At 35.7% G+C, this 23,055-nt stretch carries 18 protein-coding genes; 8 read left to right on the forward strand and 10 right to left on the reverse strand.

Annotation, left to right across the window (positions count from 1 at the left end):
- The first annotated feature begins 37 nt into the window (after positions 1-37).
- Entirely contained in the window at positions 38-529 is a 492-nt protein-coding gene (locus AC0608_RS03355; RefSeq protein WP_478288116.1) for a regulatory protein RecX, read from the forward strand.
- A gap of 36 nt (positions 530-565) precedes the next feature.
- On the opposite strand, the gene AC0608_RS03360 is transcribed toward AC0608_RS03355, so the two are convergent.
- From AC0608_RS03360 to AC0608_RS03375, 4 genes are all read right to left on the reverse strand, one after another.
- Positions 566-1,720: a beta-ketoacyl synthase N-terminal-like domain-containing protein gene (locus AC0608_RS03360; RefSeq protein WP_478288117.1), complete on the reverse strand. Its 1,155-nt coding sequence runs from the start codon at positions 1,718-1,720 to the stop codon at positions 566-568.
- Positions 1,721-1,898: 178 nt separating this feature from the next.
- Positions 1,899-3,170: an adenosylmethionine--8-amino-7-oxononanoate transaminase gene (gene bioA / locus AC0608_RS03365; RefSeq protein ID WP_478288118.1), complete on the reverse strand. Its 1,272-nt coding sequence runs from the start codon at positions 3,168-3,170 to the stop codon at positions 1,899-1,901.
- An 85-nt stretch (positions 3,171-3,255) separates the two neighbouring features.
- Positions 3,256-3,873, reverse strand: a complete 618-nt coding sequence (gene bioD, locus AC0608_RS03370; protein WP_478288119.1) for a dethiobiotin synthase — start codon at positions 3,871-3,873, stop codon at positions 3,256-3,258.
- 113 nt (positions 3,874-3,986) lie between these two features.
- On the reverse strand, positions 3,987-5,138 hold the full coding sequence (locus AC0608_RS03375; protein WP_478288505.1) for an aminotransferase class I/II-fold pyridoxal phosphate-dependent enzyme: 1,152 nt from the start codon (positions 5,136-5,138) through the stop codon (positions 3,987-3,989).
- A 295-nt stretch (positions 5,139-5,433) separates the two neighbouring features.
- On the opposite strand from AC0608_RS03375, the gene AC0608_RS03380 reads away from it, so the two are divergent.
- From AC0608_RS03380 to AC0608_RS03410, 7 genes are all read left to right on the forward strand, one after another.
- Positions 5,434-5,973, forward strand: a complete 540-nt coding sequence (locus tag AC0608_RS03380; RefSeq protein ID WP_478288120.1) for a hypothetical protein — start codon at positions 5,434-5,436, stop codon at positions 5,971-5,973.
- A gap of 521 nt (positions 5,974-6,494) precedes the next feature.
- Positions 6,495-7,418, forward strand: a complete 924-nt coding sequence (locus tag AC0608_RS03385) for a transporter (RefSeq protein ID WP_478288121.1) — start codon at positions 6,495-6,497, stop codon at positions 7,416-7,418.
- Positions 7,408-8,964: a vanadium-dependent haloperoxidase gene (locus AC0608_RS03390; RefSeq protein WP_478288122.1), complete on the forward strand. Its 1,557-nt coding sequence runs from the start codon at positions 7,408-7,410 to the stop codon at positions 8,962-8,964. The genes AC0608_RS03385 and AC0608_RS03390 overlap by 11 nt, the downstream gene beginning before the upstream one ends.
- A gap of 206 nt (positions 8,965-9,170) precedes the next feature.
- Entirely contained in the window at positions 9,171-11,354 is a 2,184-nt protein-coding gene (locus tag AC0608_RS03395) for a TonB-dependent receptor family protein (protein WP_478288123.1), read from the forward strand.
- Positions 11,355-11,423: 69 nt separating this feature from the next.
- Positions 11,424-11,843 carry a hypothetical protein gene (locus AC0608_RS03400; protein WP_478288124.1) on the forward strand — a complete coding sequence of 140 codons (420 nt, stop codon included), beginning with the start codon at positions 11,424-11,426 and terminating at the stop codon, positions 11,841-11,843.
- A 132-nt stretch (positions 11,844-11,975) separates the two neighbouring features.
- Entirely contained in the window at positions 11,976-12,407 is a 432-nt protein-coding gene (locus AC0608_RS03405; RefSeq protein WP_478288125.1) for a hypothetical protein, read from the forward strand.
- Positions 12,408-12,409: 2 nt separating this feature from the next.
- On the forward strand, positions 12,410-12,619 hold the full coding sequence (locus AC0608_RS03410; protein ID WP_417958912.1) for a helix-turn-helix domain-containing protein: 210 nt from the start codon (positions 12,410-12,412) through the stop codon (positions 12,617-12,619).
- An 80-nt stretch (positions 12,620-12,699) separates the two neighbouring features.
- Here AC0608_RS03410 and AC0608_RS03415 read toward each other — a convergent pair whose 3' ends face one another.
- The 6 genes from AC0608_RS03415 to bamH all read right to left on the reverse strand — a co-directional run bounded on the left by AC0608_RS03415 (position 12,700) and on the right by bamH (position 23,055).
- Positions 12,700-12,981 carry a FoF1 ATP synthase subunit delta/epsilon gene (locus tag AC0608_RS03415; protein ID WP_478288126.1) on the reverse strand — a complete coding sequence of 94 codons (282 nt, stop codon included), beginning with the start codon at positions 12,979-12,981 and terminating at the stop codon, positions 12,700-12,702.
- A gap of 73 nt (positions 12,982-13,054) precedes the next feature.
- On the reverse strand, positions 13,055-14,566 hold the full coding sequence (gene atpD / locus AC0608_RS03420; RefSeq protein ID WP_073204939.1) for a F0F1 ATP synthase subunit beta: 1,512 nt from the start codon (positions 14,564-14,566) through the stop codon (positions 13,055-13,057).
- 258 nt (positions 14,567-14,824) lie between these two features.
- The gene (locus AC0608_RS03425) at positions 14,825-16,318 is read right to left on the reverse strand and encodes an SGNH/GDSL hydrolase family protein (RefSeq protein ID WP_478288127.1); all 1,494 of its coding nucleotides are present in this window, start codon (positions 16,316-16,318) and stop codon (positions 14,825-14,827) included.
- A gap of 32 nt (positions 16,319-16,350) precedes the next feature.
- On the reverse strand, positions 16,351-19,176 hold the full coding sequence (locus AC0608_RS03430) for a carboxypeptidase-like regulatory domain-containing protein (RefSeq protein WP_478288128.1): 2,826 nt from the start codon (positions 19,174-19,176) through the stop codon (positions 16,351-16,353).
- A 361-nt stretch (positions 19,177-19,537) separates the two neighbouring features.
- The gene (gene glmS / locus AC0608_RS03435) at positions 19,538-21,385 is read right to left on the reverse strand and encodes a glutamine--fructose-6-phosphate transaminase (isomerizing) (RefSeq protein WP_417958917.1); all 1,848 of its coding nucleotides are present in this window, start codon (positions 21,383-21,385) and stop codon (positions 19,538-19,540) included.
- 8 nt (positions 21,386-21,393) lie between these two features.
- A complete protein-coding gene (gene bamH / locus AC0608_RS03440; RefSeq protein WP_478288129.1) occupies positions 21,394-23,055 on the reverse strand; it encodes a BamH family beta-barrel-assembly machinery protein in 1,662 nt (553 codons plus the stop codon).

The following is a 23,055-nucleotide window of genomic DNA, read 5'->3' on the forward strand; positions in this document are numbered from 1 at the left end:
GAAATTTTAGTCACTTGAACACTTATAAAACAAAAAAATGAACCCGATTTATACCCTAAAAGTGGCCATACCTAAAATAGAGCATTATTGTGCCTATCAGGAACGCTGTCACGAAGAAGTGGTTCAAAAATTGCGAAGTATGAAAATGGAATCTGATGAAATCGACACGATCATAGTGCATCTTATCTCCGAAAAATTTCTCAATGAAGAACGCTTCGCTTGTAGTTTTGCCAGAGGGAAACACCGTATTAAGTTCTGGGGTAAAATTAGAATCGTCAATGAATTAAAATTTAGAAAGATCACTCAATACAACATTAACCTGGCACTCAAAGAAATTACCATGGAAGAGTATGCATCAACTTTTCATGCGCTAGCAGAGAGACATTGGGAATTCATACGAGAACCCAATTTATTAAAAAAAAGAAAAAAATTCTGTGATTATTTGTTACGCAAAGGATTTGAAAGTAATTTGGTGTATGAGAAAGCAAAAGAGCTGGAGAATTTAAACACAAACGACATGGATTTCTAGACCATTTCCTAATGTAAATGCGCTCTTTTTTACCAATCATAAACTCAAAAGCACACTCACTGCATTTCCGCCAAAACCTACTGCATTTATCAATACTTTACGGATGGGTCTCTTTTGTATTTGTGCTTCCGCAAAAGGAACTCCGATAAACGTGTTGTGCTGCATCATCAGTATTGCTAATTCCATACTTAATATTCCTGAAGCTCCAAAAGTGTGTCCTATTTTCCATTTATTGGTAGTCAACAAGGGAAGTGAGATACCAAAAACTTTCTGAATTGCTTTATACTCTGTCAAATCCCCTTTTATAGTTCCAGGAGCATGCATTACAATAACATCTACTTCGGATAAATTAGTGTTTTGTAAGGCCATTTTCATTGATTTCTGGAAACAAATCGCTTCGGTAGAAATAGAAATATTATGTTCCAGAATTTCAGTAGCGTACCCAATCCCTTCTATGTATGCTAATGCATTTTCGGTTTCACCCACTTCAAGACAACAAACTCCGGCACCTTCGCCAAGAATCATCGTGTTCTGTTTTTTTTCTAAATCAAACGCACGATTTGGATACGCTGCCGCACTATTCGAATATATTTTTAAAGCGCGCATTTGAGCAATCGTAAAATCAGTCAATGGCGCTTCACTACCACCAACCAGAAATTTATCTGCCATTCCTGCTCTAAGCCAAGCCACTCCGTTCAATACAGCATGCAAAGCTGTAGAGCACGTAATAGAATGAGAAATTTCCGGACCTGAACTTTGTAAATCATGCGCAACCCAGGAAGAAATATTCCCCAAAGTGGTCGTGGGAGAAGCCAACGTTTGTGCTTTTCCAGTTTCTAAATACTCCTGATAGTGTTTTTCGAATAAATCTGTTGCTCCTCTGGATGAACCAATATTAATTCCAAAAATATCCTTTGTAGTCCAGCCCGCTTTTTCCACTGCTATTCGCGAAGCCGCCATCGCGTACAAAACTGATTTGTCTAACGATTTATATTTATGATCTGACTCACTTATAGCATCTACACTTTGTTTTGAATCCGGATCCAATTTAGCAACATACGTTTTTTTATGATCCAAAATTGATTCCGAAAAACAATGTTCATCATTGAGGTAATTTTTCCAAATAGCTTCAGGTGTATTTCCTAAAGGTGAGATGGAAGCTATGGCTGTAATGGAAATTTTTTTAGACAAAGTACTACTGTTATTTAACCCCAAAGGTCGCAAAGTTTTTCCAAAAGTGACAGAGATGTTTGCAATCTTTCTAAACTTTGCAGCAAAAATTACTTGCAGGCAACACTACTTTACCTTAATTCTACAGGTCTTTTAATTCTTTTCGATTTTATATCTTAGAAAAATATACGACCTGCAACTAAACAATATCTAATGCATTTTCAACTACTTGATATATTTTTTGCAATTGCGCATCCGTTATAATGTAGGGAGGCAAAATGTAAACAATATTCCCTACTGGTCGCAAAATAACCCCGTTTTCAATAAAAAAATTATAGAGTGTATTGCGTAGGCTTCCGTAATAGCTGGCGACACTTTCTGTTTTTATTTCTAAAGCAAAAATGACTCCTAAAACACGAGTGGTGGTTACTTTTGGATGGTTTTTTATATGTTGCTCAAAATCTAAATGGCGTTGATTGACCCGAACAATATTAGCTTGCATTTCAGTAGTTTGCAACAAGTCAAAACTTGCCAAAGCCGCCGCACAACCCGTTGGATTTGCAGTAAAAGTGTGCCCATGAAACAAGGCTTTATTAATATCATCATCATAAAAAGCATCGAATAAATCCTGAGTAAAAGTAGTAATTGCCATAGGAATAGTCCCTCCGGTCAACGCTTTAGACAAGCACATCATATCCGGTTTTTCTACTAAATAATCCATTGCAAAAGTTTTACCTGTTTTTCCAAAGCCCGTCATAACTTCATCAGCAATAGTAAGCACTTTATTTCCCTGACAAATTCGCATCAAGTGATCTAATGACTCCGGCTCATACATAACCATTCCAGCGGCTCCCTGGACCAATGGCTCAAAAATAAAAGCAGCGCAACTGTGCTTTTTTATAACCAATTGTAACGCATCATAACTTTCTTGTTCTTGTCCTTTTACAGGAACTGGAATCCGAACCACATCAATGAACATTCCCTGAAAAGCTTGGGTGTAAAATGAAATTCCGCTTGCCGCCATAGCCGCAAACGTGTCGCCATGAAAAGCATTTTCAAAAGCGATTATTGTAGTTCTCTTTTCTCCTTTATTATAAAAATACTGCAAAGCTACCTTAATTGCAACCTCAACTGCAGTAGAGCCATTATCAGAAAAAAATATTTTTTGTTGGTTTTTCGGTAAAATTTCCATCAATTTCTCCGCTACCAAAATAGCGGGTTCGTGTGTAAATCCGCCAAACAACACATGTTCTAATGTCGTGAGCTGTTTGTAAATCGCATCAGCAATAAAGGTATTCGAGTGTCCATAAGGATTCACCCACCAGGACGCAATTGCATCAATGTATTCTTTATCATTTTCGTCCCAAAGCAAAGCGCCCTTTCCTTTTTTGATGGCAATAGGCAATGCTGCCGTTTTGTGTTGGGTATACGGATGCCAAAGATATTGGCCATCTCTTTCTGTTAAGTTCATTTTATCTTAGATAAAAGAAGTAAAAAACAAGATAGAAGAATTCATACAATAGCGTATCCATACTTCCTGTTTCTTATTTCTTAATTTATAATTCCAATAGCTTTTCCCGGAACAATTCAGCATATTCTTTTATTACATTTTGGTCAAAATAAGGCTCTTGCTCTATTCGCCCAATCCATTTTATGCCCGTTTTATTTAAAATTATATCCTCGGTCGCTTTATTTTCGTCGCCAGAAAATACAATTCCTGCTACCTTAATTTTTCGGTTTTGCAATCCTTCAATTGTCAATAACGTATGATTGATACTTCCCAAATAATGACGGGAAACCACAACCACTTTATAATCGGGTTGAATTAAATCAATAACACAGTCATTTGAATTCAACGGAACAAAAACACCTCCTGCACCTTCAACCACCAAGTGATTGTTCGTTTTAGGCTCTATAATCTCTTTTAAATTAATGGTAATTCGGTCTATTTCTGCTGCGAGATGCGGACTTGCTGGCGTCTTTAAAGCATAACTATTGGGGTGGATCACTGTTTTTTTATTGGACAAAAAAGATCTGATTTTATGGCTGTCCGAATTTTCTAAATCACCCGCTTGGATGGGTTTCCAATAATCAGCTTCTAAAGCTTCCGTTATAATGGCCGAGGTTATCGTTTTACCTACATCGGTTCCAATTCCTGTAATGAATAGTTTCATAAATTTTTCTGTTTCATAAAGATTCACTCCCTTAAAAATAGTTTCACTTTATTTTCTTTCAATAAATCAGCCCTCTTAAATTTAAATATTAACGATAATTTGCTTAATCCGTATCATCCTTGCGCTGTAAAAACAAAAGTACTCAACAAACTTAACACTTCCGAGATTTCTTCAGTTGAATTATAACTGTGTAAACAAAAACGCAGGCGTTCCTGCCCTTCAGGAACGGTTGGAGAAAGTATGGCTTTTACATCAAATCCTTTTTCCTGTAACTGACTGGCAATGGTTTTGACTTTCTCGTTTCCCGGAATAATCGCTGATTGTATTGCCGATTTGCTTCGCACAAAAAGCGGTTTTAAACTCAACATATTTTTCTGCTGATTAAAAAAAACAATATTTTCTCTTAGTCTTAAAATTGGAGCCGAATCATTTTTTAAATGCTGGTACGCAATCAAAATTGTCGCAACAGCATGTGGTGAAAGTCCTGTGGTATACATAAAACTTCTGGCGAAATTTACTAAATAATTTCTCAATTCAACCGAACCCAAAATCGCGGCTCCGTGGCATCCCAATCCTTTTCCAAAAGTCATAATGCGGGCAAAAACATGATCTTGTAAGCCTAGCATTTGAACAAATCCTTCCCCTTTTGAACCAAAAACGCCCAAAGCATGCGCTTCATCAATAACTAAATAACACTCGTGTTTCGTAGACAATTGGGTCAGCTGTTCTAGATTAGGGCAATCTCCGTCCATTGAAAAAACAGATTCGGTGACGATATAAATAACCGTATCTGGATTCCGTACAATCAACTTTTCTAAATCTTCAAAATCATTGTGATTGAATTTATAGGCTTTGGCATTCGACAATTGAATTCCGTCTCGTATAGAAGCATGACACAATTCATCGTATAAAATTAAATCGCCTTTTTGGGGAACTGCACCAAAAAAACCAATATTAGCATCATAGCCCGAATTAAAAATTAATGCGGTTTCGGATTGATGAAACTGAGCAATGAAATCTTCTGTTTCTGGATACAGTTTATGATTACCTGACAATAATCGAGAACCTGTAGCTCCGTTTTGAATGATTTTAGTATTTATTAAATACTGATGCGTTTGATCAAAAATAGCTGCTGACTGAGATAAACCCAAGTAATCATTAGATGAAAAATCAATCGCTTTACTTGACAAAGGCAATTGTCGCAACGCATTATTCTGCTTTCGAAATGCCAGTTTAGCGGATAGATTTTTTGGGAAATGTTTCATAGTAGACAAAAATAGGCATCTTTTTCGGTTTCTGAATTTTGCTTCCATTTTGTTTGCTAATTTGTCTAAATAAATGAATTTTGGCACATTAATTCTAATTTCAGATGTCGTTTTAAAATTGATTAAAGTTAAATTGATTAAAAATTAACAATTGAAAAACAATACTAAAAAAAATAGTCCTAAAATTTTCCGAAAACGGTTTCGATTAATAAAATTCATAAAATTATGTTAAAAAAAACTTAAAATTAATATTGAAGATGTTAACTTATTAAATAGTTTTCTACTTTCGGCAAATATGAAACGAATTGCATCACTTTTCTTATTAGTAACGTTGTTTTACAACGTGATGGGATACTATCTGATGTTTGCTTATCAAGAAGAGCAGGCATGGGTATCTTCTATGGAAAAAAGACAGGATCCTGAGTTTCAAATAATCCAATTAAATGCAACTTTATATTCTTTTATTGAAGACACTGATTTTAAATACGTAAATGAAGATGTGATTATCAACAACAAAAGCTATCATATTTTCAAGAAAAGAATTCAAAACAATATCTTAAGCTTGTACTACTTGCGCAATTCTCACCAAGATGCTATAAGTCAGGATTTAAAAGACATTGTTGACAATCAATTATTCAACGGATCTTCATCAAAAGAGTCTCCAGTCAAAAAATTACTAAAATCTTTCCTTAAAGATTACGTAGCCAACACAGCCATTTGTATGTCTTTTTTAACCGAAAAAGAAACTGAGCTTGTTGCATTTAATAAAAATCCAAAAGAGTCTTTGCGCTCTGGATATTTCACTTTACCCTACACACCTCCGGATTTCGTTTAATTTATATTTTATACCAAAAACATTACAATACTGAATCCATAGTATTTAGTATTACTTTTTAAAATTAATATATCGCCTCTGGGTTCTGATATTAAAATTGATTAGTGTTAGCTACATTGGTATAAATTTACGGCGAGAAGTACCTTATTCCTTCAATAAAATCATTGATTCGCCAATCCAATTCACATTATTATTTTATTTTTTTGCCAATTGTTTTAAACCATTAGGACTATCTCCTTTGGTTTAAAACCTGAAAACTTAGTAAACTCCGAGTGAAAAATTCGTTCTGTTTGCTTCAATATCATTTGCCGTAATTTTCAATCGTACACAAAGTGTTAACGACAAAGAAAATGCACCCAAAGTAGGTATTCCTGCTCAAGGAGATGTGGCATTTGCAGGTTACTCGATTACCGTGGGATTACCATCCCGATTTCAACAAGCAGTTTGCCTCATAGGCAGTGCCACGAGAATACCAAAAGATCTTTTAAAGTATAAAACTATTAACCGAAACCATTTTTTTAATGAAAAAATTTTACTTGAGTTGCCTGCTGTTGGCACCTTTATTTATGAATGCTCAAACAGAGATTGATGGAATCATGATGAGTAAAGGCAATTTTTGTTTTGGAACAGTATACCAATACAGTAGTTGGGACAAGTATTGGGAAGGAACATTTAAAAGAGAAAACCTCAATTTTGGCACCGTATCCACAACGTCAGTGGCTTTAATGGGCAATTATGGGGTTTCTGATAAATTGAATCTTATTTTTAGCCTACCTTACATAGAAACGACTGCCTCTGCAGGAACAATGGAAAGTCAAAAAGGATTACAGGATGTATCGCTTACGGTAAAATATATGCCGTTTGAAAAAACAATTGGAAACGCTACTTATGCTTTATATGCGCTTGGAGGACTTTCGGCTCCAGTATCTAATTACCCAGCTGATTATCTTCCATTAAGCTTGGGTTTACAGAGCAAGACGGCTTCTTTGCGATTAATGGGTGATTACCAAAGAGGCAATTTTTTCACAACTATATCAGGCGCTTATGTAAAAAGGGCTAATATTACCATTGACCGAAATGCCTATTACACTACCGAAATGCACTACACTAATGAAGTTAATATGCCAGATGCAATTTCGGTAAACTTTAGGATTGGATACCGCTCTAACAGATTAATAACGGAAGTGATTCTAGACAATTGGGTTACTCAATCTGGAGGATTTGACATTACTACCAACAACATGCCTTTTCCTAGCAATACTATGAATGTGTTAAAAATTGGCTTGAATACTAAATATACGCTCAAAAAAATACCAGCATTATCTATTATAGGAGGCTGCAATTTTGTCACTGAAGGGAGAAATGTAGGGCAATCCAATACCTTTTATGGCGGTTTATTTTATGTTATTAATTTAAAAAAAACAACACAACAAGATGAAAAATAAAATACAAAAAATAGCCTCAAATACTCTTTTGGTTTTATTACTTGCGTTACTCTACTCGTGTAGTGATGAGTTAACAGAACGCAACGAGCAATTTCCTCAATTGAATCCGACTAATTCTGATGTGCTTGCAGGGACTTGGAAAACATTCTTATTGACTTCAGCCGATGAGTTCTCACTTGACGCACCGGTAGCAGCTAATACCCCTGCATTTGCAAGAGAAATTAACGAGATTAAAAGTTACCAACAAAACATAACTCCGGAACAACACAAAATAATCAAATACTGGAGCGCCGGAGGGGTACTACGCTGGAATGAAATCATGAGAACATTAGTGTCCCGACACAATCGGCCTCCGTATCAAAATCAAGACGGAACATATCCTGCACCTTCCGGAGCAAATCCGTTTTCGAATCCGCAGTTTCCGTTTTCAAACCCTCCTTACGCTGCCAGAGCGTATGCGTATGTGAGTGCCGCACAATATGATGCGATGATTGCTACTTGGCACTATAAAAAACTATACAACAGAGCGGCACCTTTTACAGTTGATGCAACGTTACCCGTTTTAATCCCAAAAAGCACCTTGCCTTCGTATCCATCCGAAGATGCTGTTTTAGCAGGAGTAACTGTTGAACTGTTAAAATTATTATTCCCAACAGAAATCGCTTACATACAAGAAAAAGCAGAAGAGCAAAAAATATATCGCATTATTAGTGGTGCCAATGTTCGAAGTGATGTTGATGCTGGAATTATTTTAGGCAGAAAAATTGCCGCTAAGTTTATTGCCAGAGCAGCTGCGGATGGTGCTGGTGCAGCTATTGGCAATCCGGTTCTTTGGACACAACTGGAGACGCAAACCGCTTCCACTGGAGAAATACCATGGAAATCTCTAGATTTTCCAGCTAGACCACCGATGTTGCCAATGTTTGGTAAAGTAAAATCATTTTTAATGACTCCAGAAATGATTATCGCCAGCCGACCGGTCCCACCACCTCCCTCGAAATCAGAACAATTTGCTAAAGAATTAGCTGAAGTAAAAACCAACAGTAAAAATGCTACTAGAAAAAACATGGAAATTGTTACCTTTTGGGCTGATGGCGTAGGTACGTACACACCGCCAGGCCACTGGAATGCTATTGCTGCTGAAGAATTTGTAGCCCAAAATTATAGTGAAGTACGATGGGCCAGAAATATGGCGTTATTGAATATTGCCATGATGGACGCGGCTATAAGTTGCTGGGATGCAAAATACTTTTATTTTAATCCAAGGCCTTGTCAAATGGATCCATCTATAAAGACATTAACCGGGATTCCAAATTTTCCTGCTTATGTATCAGGTCACTCTACCTTTAGTGGTGCTGCTTGTGCCGTTTTATCGCATATTATTCCTGCAAAGGCGAAAAGCTTTTCAACTATGGCTAAACAGGCCTCTGATTCGCGCTTATTAGGCGCTATTCATTACAGGAGTGATTGTGAAAAAGGACTTGAATTAGGTGAAAAAGTAGGTGGATATGCTGTTGCAAGAGCCACAATAGATGGAGCGGAATAATTAAAATATAAGTTGATAATTTGTAAATGGTTTGTTTAAATACTTTTATCAGCTACAGCCTAACAGATGTTGGAAACCTGTTGGGCTTTTTTCAACAATTAAAACATATTTTTTTATGAATAACTGAGTTTAATCATCATCCTGAAAAATTTAAAGCTAGACTAAATTATTTAATGACAAACCTGAACATCCTCAAAAATAATAAAATGAAACCCTCGATATTTGTTTTCACAGTCTTGTTTTTTACACTCCCAATGCTGGCTCAAACACAAATAGATTCCACAAAAATTAACAATCTTAACCCTGTAAAGGTTGAAACAGTTCGGATAAAACAGGATATTCTTCGACTTGCCCCAATACAAGGAACGTACATTTATTCTGGGAAGAAAAATGAAGTCATTGACATGACACAAAAAAATAGTGCACTGACTGAAAAATATGGACGGCAAATTTTCGCGAAAGTTCCAGGTGTTTTTGTATATGATATGGATGGCACAGGCAATCAAATGAACATTGCTGTTCGTGGTCTTGATCCACACCGCGGCTGGGAATTTAACATCCGTAAAGATGGAATCATTACCAACTCTGATATGTATGGCTATCCGGCAAGCCATTACAACATTCCCATGGAAGCCGTGGAGCGCATTGAATTACTAAGAGGAACGGGGTCTTTGCAATACGGCGCCCAGTTTGGCGGTATGCTTAATTACATTAGTAAACAACCAGACTCCACCAAAGCCTTTATTTTTGAAACTATTAATACAATTGGTTCTTATGGACTGGTTAGTACGTACAATGGAGCATCCGGTAAAATTGGAAAATTCAGATACAGTACTTGGATAAACAAAAAATGGATTACAGGTTATAGAGACAATAGTGATTCGCAGTATAATGCCGAAGCAATATCCTTTTTCTATGATCCTTCTAAGAACCTACATTTCAAGTTAGAATGGATTCATTCCAATTACGTCACTCATCTTGCTGGTCCGCTAACGGATGAACTATTTAACCGTAACCCGAAAATGTCCACTCGATCCAGAAATTATTACAATCCTAATATTCATATACCATCAATGAAAATAGATTGGAAAATTGCTCCAAAAACACAATTACAGCTTACATCATCAGCTGTTCTCGGATCCAGAAACAGTGTGTTGTTTGACAAACCAGCAACTATTGATGATGCAGTTCAAGCATCAACACTTCAATACACGAATCGCCAAGTTGACATTGACCACTTCAATAGTTACACAACAGAACTTAGGGTACTCCATTCCTATAAATTTTTTAAATACACCAATACGTTTACAACAGGAATTCAGTTCATGAATAACGATTTGCACCGCCAACAGCAAGGCAAGGGAACAACTGGAACTGACTTTGACTTATCGTTAGTCACTCCGGGATGGGGAAGAGACCTTCATTTTAAAACGAATAACACTGCACTATTTATTGAAAATCGCTGGTTGTTCTCGAATAGATTTTCCGTTAACACAGGAGCACGAATAGAAAAGGGCGAAACCAAATTGACAGGAACTACCACATATTACTCAGATGCCGAGTTACCAAACTCCATTCAACATAATTTTCCCTTATTTGGTATAAGTGCACAATATGATCTAACCGAAAATATAAATCTTTATGGCGGTGCATCACAAGCGTACCGGCCTGTAATATTCAAAGATATTATTCCTACTTCTATTTATGAAGTCTCCAATAAAAATCTAAAAGATGCTTACGGTTATAATGCTGAAACTGGTTTTAGAGGCAAATGGAAGTCCTTAAAATGGGATGCAACCGTTTTTTACCTTCAGTACAATAATCGATTGGGAAGCATCGCACAAACCAACTCACAAGGCGATCTAATTATTTTTAAAACTAACATTGGAGATTCCAGAACCAAAGGAGTCGAATTATTTTTGCAAAAAGATTTCTATATAGGAAACCAAGCAAGTTTATCCATCTTTACTTCCTCTTCTTATATGGATGCGAAATATCAGGATGCAATTATAAAGTCCGGCACTACCAATACTAATGTTAGTGGAAATAAAGTAGAAAGTGTTCCAAACTGGATTAGTAGAAATGGATTTACTCTTACGTACGCTGTCGTTAGTCTTTCAGCCCTTTACAGTTACACTTCTGATAGTTTTGCTGACGCATTAAATACCGTTAAACCATCAATTAGTGGTGCCAGTGGCATAGTTCCTTCCTATCAATTACTCGATTTAAATTTGGCAATACAATTAACCGATAAAATTAAAGTTCAGATCAATGCTAACAATATCCTAGATAATCATTATTTCACAAAACGGCCTCAATTCTACCCAGGGCCAGGAATTTGGCCATCAGATGGAAGAACAGTTTCAGGCACCGTTTCCATAAAAATTTAAACAAAACTAAAAAGAATACATAGCATGATGCGTACATTCAACTTCTTTTATTTTAGATTTAGTAAAAAAATGGAAAAACACAGTGTCAATATGATGCGGATTTCATTGGCAATAATTTACGTTTGGTTTGGTGCTTTGAAAATTTTCGGTAGGAGTCCGGCGGGCGAATTAGTAGAACAAACCGTTTATTGGTTTAAACCAGAAATATTCATTCCAATTCTTGGAGTTTGCGAAGTTCTTATAGGTCTTGGCTTGCTTATAAAACGTTGTATTCCTTATACTATCCCGCTATTATTAATGCACATGGCAGCTACATTTTTTCCCGTTTTTATTCTAAAAACAATCTGTTTTGATACTTTTCCATACTGCCCAACTTTAGCTGGACAATACATAATCAAAAATCTTATTCTAATTTCTGGAGCCCTTGTGGTTGCAGGAAAATACAATGAAAAATATTATACAGAAATGAATTTCAAACAAACCCATTAACTAATCTTTGTTAATTTCGATAATTAATTATTGTTTTTAAATATTTAATTATTGTTTATCAATAATTTTATATATTTACAAGAAAAAAATATGAGAAAAATTATTATTTTAAATTGGGTTTTAAAAATCTTTATGGGATTATTAATCTTAGCTATCCCAATAGACGAATGCTTACGGTATAACATGACTAGCGAAGAAATAACTTTAATGTACAAGGAATCTATTTTCGGAAATTTTAGTCCTTATATAATGTTATTACGAATAGTGATCTTAATATTAGCGATACTTAATATTCAAAAAGGACTGCAAGCATTTATTAAAGAAGGGCTTTTTAATTTTAAAAGCTCAGAGAGATTTAAAAGAAGTGGGTATCTTTTGTTGCTAATAAGCGTTTTTGGAATCATAATTAGACTATTGAATATGAATCATTCGCCAGAAGACCAAATACTATCTGATATTATCATGTATTTATTACTACTTGCTATTGGCATTGGGCTATTAGCTTTTTCTGATGTTATTAAAAAAGGAAATATCATCGAGACGGAAAATAATCTAACAATATAACCATGTCTATTATAATCAACTTAGACATAATGCTCGCTATACGAAAGATGCGTTCTAATGAACTGGCGGATCGAATGGGAATTACAACCGCCAATCTTTCTATCTTAAAAACCGGAAAAGCAAAGGCGATTCGGTTTTCGACTTTAGAGCTAATTTGTGAAATTCTGGAATGTCAACCCGGAGATATTATTGAATATGTAAAAGAAACATAGTGAAAGAAAGAGCAATAATTTTTAAACCAAAAAAAAGCCTAACAATTCTGTTAGGCTTTTTTTTTATAATCTAAATTACTTTAGTCAACTAAAACAATAACTTTATTGTCTTTCATTTCAATTGTTCCTGAAGTGATTGCTAGCGCATAATTTTGATCATCTAGCTTCGTGAATTTACTTGCTACTTCTTTTGCGAAAGCGAAAGTAGTAGCTGTAATTTTCACGACACCTTTTCCTAAAATAGAAACGATGGGTGCGTGATTATTCAAAATTTGAAAGCTTCCATCGACTCCTGGCAATGTAACCGAAGTCACTTCTGCTGAAAATAATTTTGCTTCTGGTGATACTATTTCTAATAACATAATTATGAGTTTTGAATTATGAGTTATGAGTTTTCAAAATTTGAAACAACTCATAACTCATAACTTATAATTTTTAAGCTTCCGCTAACATTTTTTCTCCAGCTTCGATTGCTTCTTCAATAGTACCTTTAAGGTTAAAAGCTGATTCAGGCAAGTGATCTAATTCACCGTCAATAATCATATTAAATCCTTTGATAGTATCTTTGATATCAACTAAAACTCCTTTTAACCCTGTAAATTGCTCAGCAACGTGGAAAGGTTGAGATAAGAAACGTTGTACACGACGTGCTCTTGAAACAGCTAATTTATCTTCTTCTGATAATTCTTCCATACCAAGGATCGCAATGATATCTTGTAATTGTTTGTATTTTTGTAAAATTTCTTTTACTCTTTGTGCACAGTCATAGTGCTCATCACCTAAAATTTGAGGAGTAAGGATTCTTGAAGTGGAATCCAATGGATCTACTGCAGGATAAATACCTAACTCAGCAATTTTACGAGATAATACTGTTGTTGCATCTAAGTGAGCAAAAGTTGTAGCCGGAGCTGGATCCGTTAAATCATCCGCAGGTACGTAAACCGCTTGTACAGATGTAATAGAACCTTTGTTTGTTGATGTAATACGCTCTTGCATCGCACCCATTTCAGTAGCAAGAGTCGGCTGATAGCCTACCGCAGATGGCATACGACCTAAAAGTGCCGAAACCTCAGAACCTGCTTGTGTAAAACGGAAGATATTATCCACGAAGAACAATACATCTTTTCCTTGATCAGTTCCTGCTCCATCACGGAAATATTCCGCAATAGACAGTCCAGAAAGTGCCACACGAGCACGAGCTCCTGGAGGCTCATTCATTTGTCCGAAAACGAAAGTCGCTTTAGACTCTCTCATTCCTGGCATATCCACTTTAGATAAATCCCATCCTCCATTTTCCATAGAGTGCATGAATTCGTCCCCGTATTTTATAATTCCTGACTCTAACATCTCACGAAGTAAGTCATTCCCTTCACGTGTTCTTTCTCCTACTCCTGCGAATACGGAAAGACCACCGTGACCTTTTGCAATATTGTTAATCAACTCCTGAATCAATACTGTTTTACCAACACCAGCACCACCGAACAATCCAATTTTCCCTCCTTTTGAGTAAGGCTCAATTAAATCAATTACTTTAATACCTGTGAATAAAACTTCAGAAGAAGTAGATAAATCTTCAAATTTAGGTGCTTGTCTGTGAATAGACATCCCGTTTTCTCCTGTTTTTGGTAAGTTTCCTAAACCATCAATTGCATCTCCAATTACGTTGAATAAACGGCCATACACATCAGCACCAATTGGCATTTGGATAGGATTTCCTGTTCCAACTACTTCATAACCTCTACTCAAACCATCTGTTGAGTCCATCGAAATGGTACGTACGGTATTTTCACCAATGTGAGATTGTACTTCAAGTACCAATAAAGTACCATCTTTTTTTGTGATTTCTAACGAATCATAAATTTTTGGAAGTTCAACATCCTTACCGTTGAAAACTACGTCAACTACTGGTCCAATGATCTGGGCAACTTTTCCTATTACTTTTGACATTACTTATGTATTTATTAAATAGCTATTTAGGTTTATGAAATAATCCCAACCGATACGTATCGATTAAATGCTTTTTTCAGTGCGCAAAGATAATTTTTTAAAATATAAAATCAATAATTTTTTTTATAAAAAAAGGATATTTTTAATAGATAATCGAGAAAAGGCTTCGAATCAGATAAAATATGGCAATATCCTTAAAAACAAATAACCACCACGTCACAAAACGGATGGTTATTTTATTAAAAAAATATGATATAATTACTTAATAACAGCTGGATACTGAATTCCGTACAACCCTAGATCAACCCCTTTCAAGTTAGAACCATATTTAACGTTTATCGCCTCTATGAATTTATTAGCAATCAATGCATAGCCTCTAGGGCTTGGATGAACTCCGTCTAAAGAAAAAGTTCCCCCAGTCACATAGGCAGCCGTCATGTGAAAAGTACCAAAACGAATTCCTCCGTTATTTAACTGATTTAAAATTGACGCGGCGTCAACAAAAGCCAACCCATTAGAATCAGCAGCACCTTTTATCGTGACGTTATAGGCATCAGTAGCTAGTTTTATCTCCGAAACCTCTGAAGCAGTTAACACTCTATTATCCTGTAAAGGATACGTAACTCCAACGGTGTTAAAAGGAGCCGGAACTCCAGCTTGTGCCGTTCCAATTACAGTTCGCGTCGTAAGTAATATAAAATCTTTATTAGCAACATTTGCACCTCCATTGGCATGTCTTGCCTGCCCATAAAGACTTCCCATTAAACCTGCTTGACCCGCTGGAACACCCGCCGCAACTAATGCACCAGTAATTTGAGCACTATAGTTTACCAATGTTTCGTCTCTTATCAGCAAAGGGTTTGTAGCAGAAGCGGACAATGTTTTGATTCTGCTTCCAGCTCCTAAAGCGGTTAGAATCTGTTTTACAGGCCCCAACAACTGTGTGTTTAACTGCGTTGCTGTTGCTGCATCTAAAGGAACCGGATTATAAGGAACTGTCGTAAAAAACGGAAGATTATTGATATAGGGTAAATTTGCGACTACACCTTTTCTTCCTCCAACAGCCATTGCTGTTGCCAAAGCATTATAAGCCGCATTAAAAGTTCCCGCAGGAGTAATATCATTTCCTAAAACCGGATCCTGTGAAGTTGGCACACCGCCATTAGTAGCATATCCTAAAACATCATTTCCTCCAATAAACAAAGAGAAAAAGGTTGGATTTTGATCCGTAGCATCTTTAATCACACTAGACATTGCCGTTTTTGCAAATCGCCCAAAATATGGATTAGCTTGTCCGTAACCAGCAACTCCTAAATGTATCGCTTTTGCGCCTGGAACACCCATATTGTTATAAGCTCCAGCAATGCTAGCGTTTACAGCTGTTCCTGAAACCCCAGAAACGCTTACAGGTCCTGCACCATTAAAATACAACCGTGTAGGAAATTGTGCCATTTGATTTCCTCCAATTGAAAAACCTCCTCTATTGTCATCCGCCATAAATGGAGTAGTAAAGGCACCACCACCAACTAAAGCAAATTGTTCAGCTAAAATATTTGGGTATGAATTTTTTTGACCGGCTTTAAAAAGAGCCCCATCACTAAACCCTGCAGCAAATGAATCCCCTAAAGCCACATATTTAGAAAAATCTGCTGAACCAGCTGTTAATGGCTCTTCAACAATTACCTCTTCATCGTTATTACATGCTGCAAAGGTTAGCGAAATCAATAACAGCCATTTGAAATTTTTTATCATAATATATTTTTTAAAATTATTGCCCTTTTGAATTATGGATTGATTGTCCAAGAAGCAAACCATTGTTGTCCAATTGCACCAGCTCCAATTACTTGGATGTAATCTTTTCCGCCTATGTTAGTAGCCCCAACTTTAAGCACTGATTTCAATTTAGGAAATCCATAATTGATTTGAGCGTCTAAAACAGTGTTTTCAGGAACAATGCCATCAGCAAAAGAAGACTGCCATAAATATTCCGTATTGTATCTCGCATTAATATTGAAACCAAAATTTTCAAATAATTTAGTATTTCCAATAGACGCTTTCACCCTATGTTTTGGAGTATTAAAACCCGCAATAAAGCCAGGATCTTCTTCTTGATTAAAATTAAATTCAGCATAATTATAATTCACACCTAGTTCAAAATCTTTATATACTTTCTTAGATAACCCTACACCAAAACCTAAAGATGTAATTTTAGCAGTAGTATTTGTATATACTTGATACACTCTTCTGTCTCCATTGCTTAACGCTGAAAGCGTCCCTAAAGTTGCTGGATTGCCAAAATCAAAAGCCGTATCAACATCTCCATAATAAGGACTAATAACTCTTGAAGTATTCATGAAATTATTATAAATATTGTAATACCCATTGACATCAATAGACAAATCATTGTTGACAACAGAACGATACCCCAATTCTATCGCTTTAACCTCTTCTGGCTTTACCAACCCTACTCTTGCAACTTGCAACAAAGCTGCGGCTGCGGGAACATTCGTTGGATTTGCGGCTACGGCCGCACTAAACGCCTGAACAGAAGTCAAAGTATAGGAATTAGTATAGGCATTTTGACCTGTCAATGTTAACGTTGCAGGAACTCCTAACGCTTGTCCTGCAGCACTAACTCCTCTTACTTCCGTAAAACGATCTAAATTCTCCGGAGCAGAACCAATTAAAGCGAACGGACCCAAGTCTAGACCAATGTATTGATCTTGTGTTGTTGGATTTCTGAAGCCAGTTTGATAGGAAGCCCTAAAGTTATGTCTTTTAGATGCACCCGCTGAATACACCAAAGAGATACGAGGAGAAATATTCCCGTCGAAATTTTGACTTTTATCATACCGTGCCGACCCTGTGAATTTCAATCGGTCGTCCATGAATTTTTTAGTCAACTGCGTGTAAGCACCGTATTCATTATAACGTAGTGGACCATCAAAATCAGTAAAGATTGTTCCTTGTGAATTCATTTCATATTGTCTGAACGAACCTCCTAACTGAATCTCAGCAAATTTTATCAATTCTTTAAAGTTATAATTCACATCAGAATGATAAATTTTGGATTGATCAATAAATTTCGCCCCTTTTGTTAAATCTGGTTCTGCTATTGCAGTAGCCAAAGCGTTCTTAAATTGCGCAGAACCTGGCTCAAATCGCGGGCTTCCTGTTGGAGTTGGTAAAAAAGGCAAACCTGTTGGTTTTACATTATAATCTGCATAATTTCTAGCATTTGTAGCAGATTGTTGCGCATTAGTACCCAATACAGCTCCTGAGAGCTGATATGCAGTAGCGTAGTTTGTAAACCATTCTGTATCTGATTTTGCCGCTCTATTAACATTCCAAGCCGCAAAACGCATATCATATGAATTACCTGCATCTTCATCAGTAATATATCCTCTTACAAAGAAATTTTTCCCTTTGACCTCTATCTTTGACTGCTGCATGAAGAAATCATTTAATGCATATCTATTAGCCCCTTGATAAATAGTACTACCTAAACCTAATTTGTGCTGTAAAATAATTTCTGTTTCACCTTCCCATGGCTTAAAGTGCAGAGAAAAATCTGCTTTTACACTTCTTACTTTATTATCATTTAAGTCTTGTTCACGATACCCCGTTCTACTTACTTGACCCACGTTCGTAATAAAAGTTGTAACTTCATCTCCGTATAAATTCAAGCCATCATAATTCTGATTGTTAGCATGGCCAACTGAACCACCTGTTACACTTCTTTGATCAGCAGCAATCCATTCTGTAGCTCTCAAAAAATTAAAATTTGCTTTAGCAGCAAAATGCTTACTAAAAGCAGTTGCAGCTCTTAATCCAAAATCAAAATAATCGTTTGTACCAGCTGCCTTTTGACTAGTTTGCCCGTACTTCACATACGTACTGATGCCCTGGTTTGTAAAAGGATTTTTACTATTCATAAATAAAATACCATTGAAAGCATTTGCTCCATAAAGCGCTGAAGAAGCGCCAGGTAGCAACTCAACATTAGCAACATCAATATCAGAGAGTCCAATTAAATTTCCTAAAACAAAATTTAAGGCTGGAGATGAGTTATCCATCCCATCCACTAATTGCATAAAACGAGTATTTGCAACAGTAGAAAACCCTCTTGTATTAATCGATTTGAAGGAAATACTACTGGTGTTAAAATGCACCTCTTTAAGATTTTCTAAACCATCATAAAATGTAGGCGCTGTGGTACTTTTGATCTGCTGAATTCCCATTCTCTCAATAGTCACAGGAGATTCAATAACTCTTTCTGGAGTTCTTGAAGCAGAAACCACGATTTCATTTAGTTTATTCTCTTCATCTAAAAGCTGAACGGTAATTTTTTGATTATTAGACGCTACATTAATTTTTTGGGAAACATACCCTACGCTGGTGACCTCAATTATAAAAGGAGGTGTTTTTGAAGACTGTAAAGTAAAAGAACCATCCAGATCGGTAATTGTTCCAGAAGAATCTCCAACAATTTTAATATTGGCTCCAGGAATCGGTTGGTTGTTACTATCTGTAACAATACCTGAAATTGAGTTTTGAGCAAAAGTAAGGCTACAAAAAAACAATGACAAAAAAAGTAAATACACTCTCATTGGGTTATAATTTGTTGGTTTATGAAGCCAAAGTACAAATATTTTTAATATTAATAAAAAAGCGCCTGAAAAATTTCATATTTATCAGTTATTTTGCCCCATTTACACTTATTCTACATTTATATTTTATTGTTTAATGTTAAAAATTGTGCTAAAACAATAGAATATCACTATGCATGCATACAATAAATACATTTATCATAAAATAATTATTAATTTTTAGATATTTGACAAAAGTGAATATAATCCATAAATTTATCATTATTTTCACTTTTTACGGATTCTCCAAGAAAGATTATAGATCATAAAAAAACCCCGAAAGATTACTTTCGAGGCTTACAATTTTAATAGTAAAACAAATTTACTCTACAGTTACTGATTTTGCTAAATTACGTGGTTGATCCACATTACACCCGCGCATTACAGCAATATGATAGGACAAAAGCTGCAAGGGAATGGTAGTAATCAATGGGGAAAGCGCATCAGAAGTTTCTGGAATTTCAATAACATAATCTGCTAACTCGCGAACTTGTGTATCTCCCTTAGTGACTACAGCTATAATTTTTCCACTTCTGGATTTAATTTCTTGAATGTTACTTACAATTTTATCATAGTGGCCTTGTTTAGGCGCAATAACGACTACAGGCATATGTTCATCAATTAATGCGATTGGTCCGTGCTTCATTTCTGCTGCAGGATAGCCTTCGGCATGAATATAAGAGATCTCTTTTAATTTTAAAGCTCCTTCCAATGCCACTGGAAAATTATAACCTCTTCCTAAATACAAACAATTTGGGGCATCTTTAAAAATTGCAGCAATTTCTTTAGCTCTGTCATTCGTTTCTAGGGCCTCCTTAACTTTTTCAGGAATAATTTCTAATTCTTGCAAATAACCATGAAAAGCAGAATTTGATAAGGTTCCTTTGGCTTTAGCCAAACGGAGCGCAATCATGGTCAAAACAGTAATTTGGGTAGTGAATGCTTTGGTAGAAGCAACACCAATTTCTGGACCTGCATGAGTATAAGCACCCGCATGAGTTTCTCTGGAAATAGAAGAACCCACTACATTACATACCCCAAAAACAAACGCGCCACTTTCTTTAGCTAATTTAATAGCAGCCATAGTATCTGCGGTTTCTCCTGATTGAGAAATAGCAATAACGATATCTTTGGCATTTATAATTGGATTTCTATATCTAAATTCAGATGCATATTCTACTTCAACAGGAATTCTAGCGAATTCTTCAAAAATATATTCTGCCACTAAACCCGCGTGCCATGAAGTTCCACACGCAACAATTATAATTCTTTCGGCATTTAAAAATTTTTCTAAATTATCCTCAATACCTGCCATTTGGATAAGACCTTCATTAGCATGAAGTCTTCCACGATACGTATCTTTGATAACACTAGGTTGCTCATAAATCTCTTTCAACATAAAGTGATCGTAACCACCCTTTTCGATTTGCTCCAAATTCATTTGAAGTTCTTGAATAGTAGGATTAACTAAAGAATCATCTTTAATTTTACGAACTTTCATTTCTTTATGCAACCGAATATTCGCCATTTCACCATCTTCCAGATAAATAGCGTTAGAGGTATATTCAATAAAAGGGGATGCATCTGACGCAATAAAAAACTCTCCTTCTCCTACTCCTATTGCCAATGGACTGCCTAAACGGGCAGCCACAATTTCATTAGGAGTTTTTATATCAAAAACAGCAATTGCATACGCTCCTACTACTTGATTCAAAGCTACCTGAACAGCTTTTCCTAATTTTAAATTGTCTTTTTTCTGTACTTCTTCGATAAGATTAACCAATACTTCGGTATCCGTATCTGAATGAAAAATATACCCTCTTTTTATCAACTCTGCTTTTAAGGGTGCGTAATTCTCAATGATTCCATTATGAACAATCGCTAAGTCCCCCGAGTTCGAGATATGCGGATGTGAGTTTACGTCATTTGGAACACCGTGAGTTGCCCAACGTGTATGACCAATCCCTATGCTTCCATTAGTCGTAATCTCTTTTGAAGCTTTCTCCTCAAGATCTGAAACTTTTCCTTTTGTTTTAGATAGCTTCAGATTTTCACCATCGTATAACATTACTCCGGCACTGTCATAACCTCTATATTCGAGCCTTTTCAAGCCTTTAATTACAATAGGATACGCTTCTCTATATCCAATATATCCAACAATTCCACACATAGTCTTAGTTAATTAGGTTTTGTATAATAAATTTCAAGTTTTAATCTTTTCCCTTCTGGAACAGTAGATTTCCCGCTGTACAAAATGGTCCCCAAAGGATTCATAACTGATGCTTTTGGTGCTTGTGATATAAAAGCATTTGGAGTTCTGACTTTATGAGAGGCAATTACGGCAATGTTTTCTGTAACTACTACACCTAATTTAACATTAATAGAATCTTTGTTATTTATCAAATTTCTTACCTGATTCGTAATTCTGATTTTATACGTTGATCCCTTTTTTGTGGTTGCATCTTTTTTTATAACACCTCCAAAAATATCTTTCGATTTCTTTGGATCAGCATTATTTGAAGTTACATCCAAATAGTAGTCAACAAGTGGTCGGTTATTACTATAGTCATATAAGTAAATTCGTTGTGGCTCATTGCTACCAGACATAGCATCGGTATCAATGTGAAAAACCAGATTAGCTTCATTTACTAATAACTTCTTACCATCCGCTGGGTTTCTTAAATCATCCAACTGATCTGAAACACCATTAGGACCTGTCAAGACTCCATTAGCATCATATCCTTTTACATCTTTTTTGTCAAAAAGCTCTAAAACAGATACCGTTCCTTCTCCTCCTTTTATAAATAATTTATCATCTCCCTCAGTTGTATTACCTGTATTTGGCAATGCATTGTAAGCAATTCCACTAGTACTAAAATCCGTATTTAATAAACTAACTGTATTACCTGTCATATTAAGCACTATCGTCTTTTTAACTCTGGTAGTTGCACCACCCGTCGTCGAAGCTAAATCCTCTTTATAGGTAATGGTGATTTTTCCTGCTTTAAAATTCAACATGGCTAAATTTCCAGCACTACTACCCGACTTTTCCATTTTAAAATAAAGTCCCCTAAAGTAATTTTTAAAAACATCATTCGAGGCTAATTTACCAGAATTAACACCATTGATAATCTTTGTTTTAAAATAATCTTTGTTTAAGTTCAACTTCATACCCGGTGGGGTATAAACTGTTGATTTAACACTCGTTATTGAATCCGTAGTAACCACAACATGTTCTGCTGAATCAAAGAAAAACTGATTATTTTCAACTGTATTTGAATTGTCATTTAATCGGTTCCCCACTTTTAAACTATTGAATTCCGTATTTTGATCGGTAAAATATTTCTGCGGTTGTTGAAATCCGCCGGCAGGATCTGAATCCCTCATAAAATAACCAGATTCATAAACACTCAATTGCATTTTAGCTTTTTCTGGACCATAAATAGAATCTAATATGTATACATGACTTCCATCCACATTGGTTTTTGTTTGAGAAGCATCCGTATAATAAGGGATTGTCAAAACCACGCTCTCTACAAAAGGATTTGTACCTATAGACGTTTTTAATTCTGATAAAGTTAACTGAGTGCTAAAATTAGCCGTTGTTTCTCCAAAATTTGCATTAGCATAAATCCCTAATGGATTTATATCCAAATTATTTGACTGTATAGGCCCTGTTTTTTGATTGTAACCCGAGACAATGTAGGTTTCCTTGTTAAGATCAAAGTTGTTATCTCCTATTAAATCTCCTCCAATTCCATTATAATCTTTATCACAAGAATATAAAAAAACCACACTAGCTACTATCAGTATTTTCTTAAAAAAAGAATTATTATACAT

It is taken from the genome of Flavobacterium sp. GNP008, assembly GCF_056428965.1.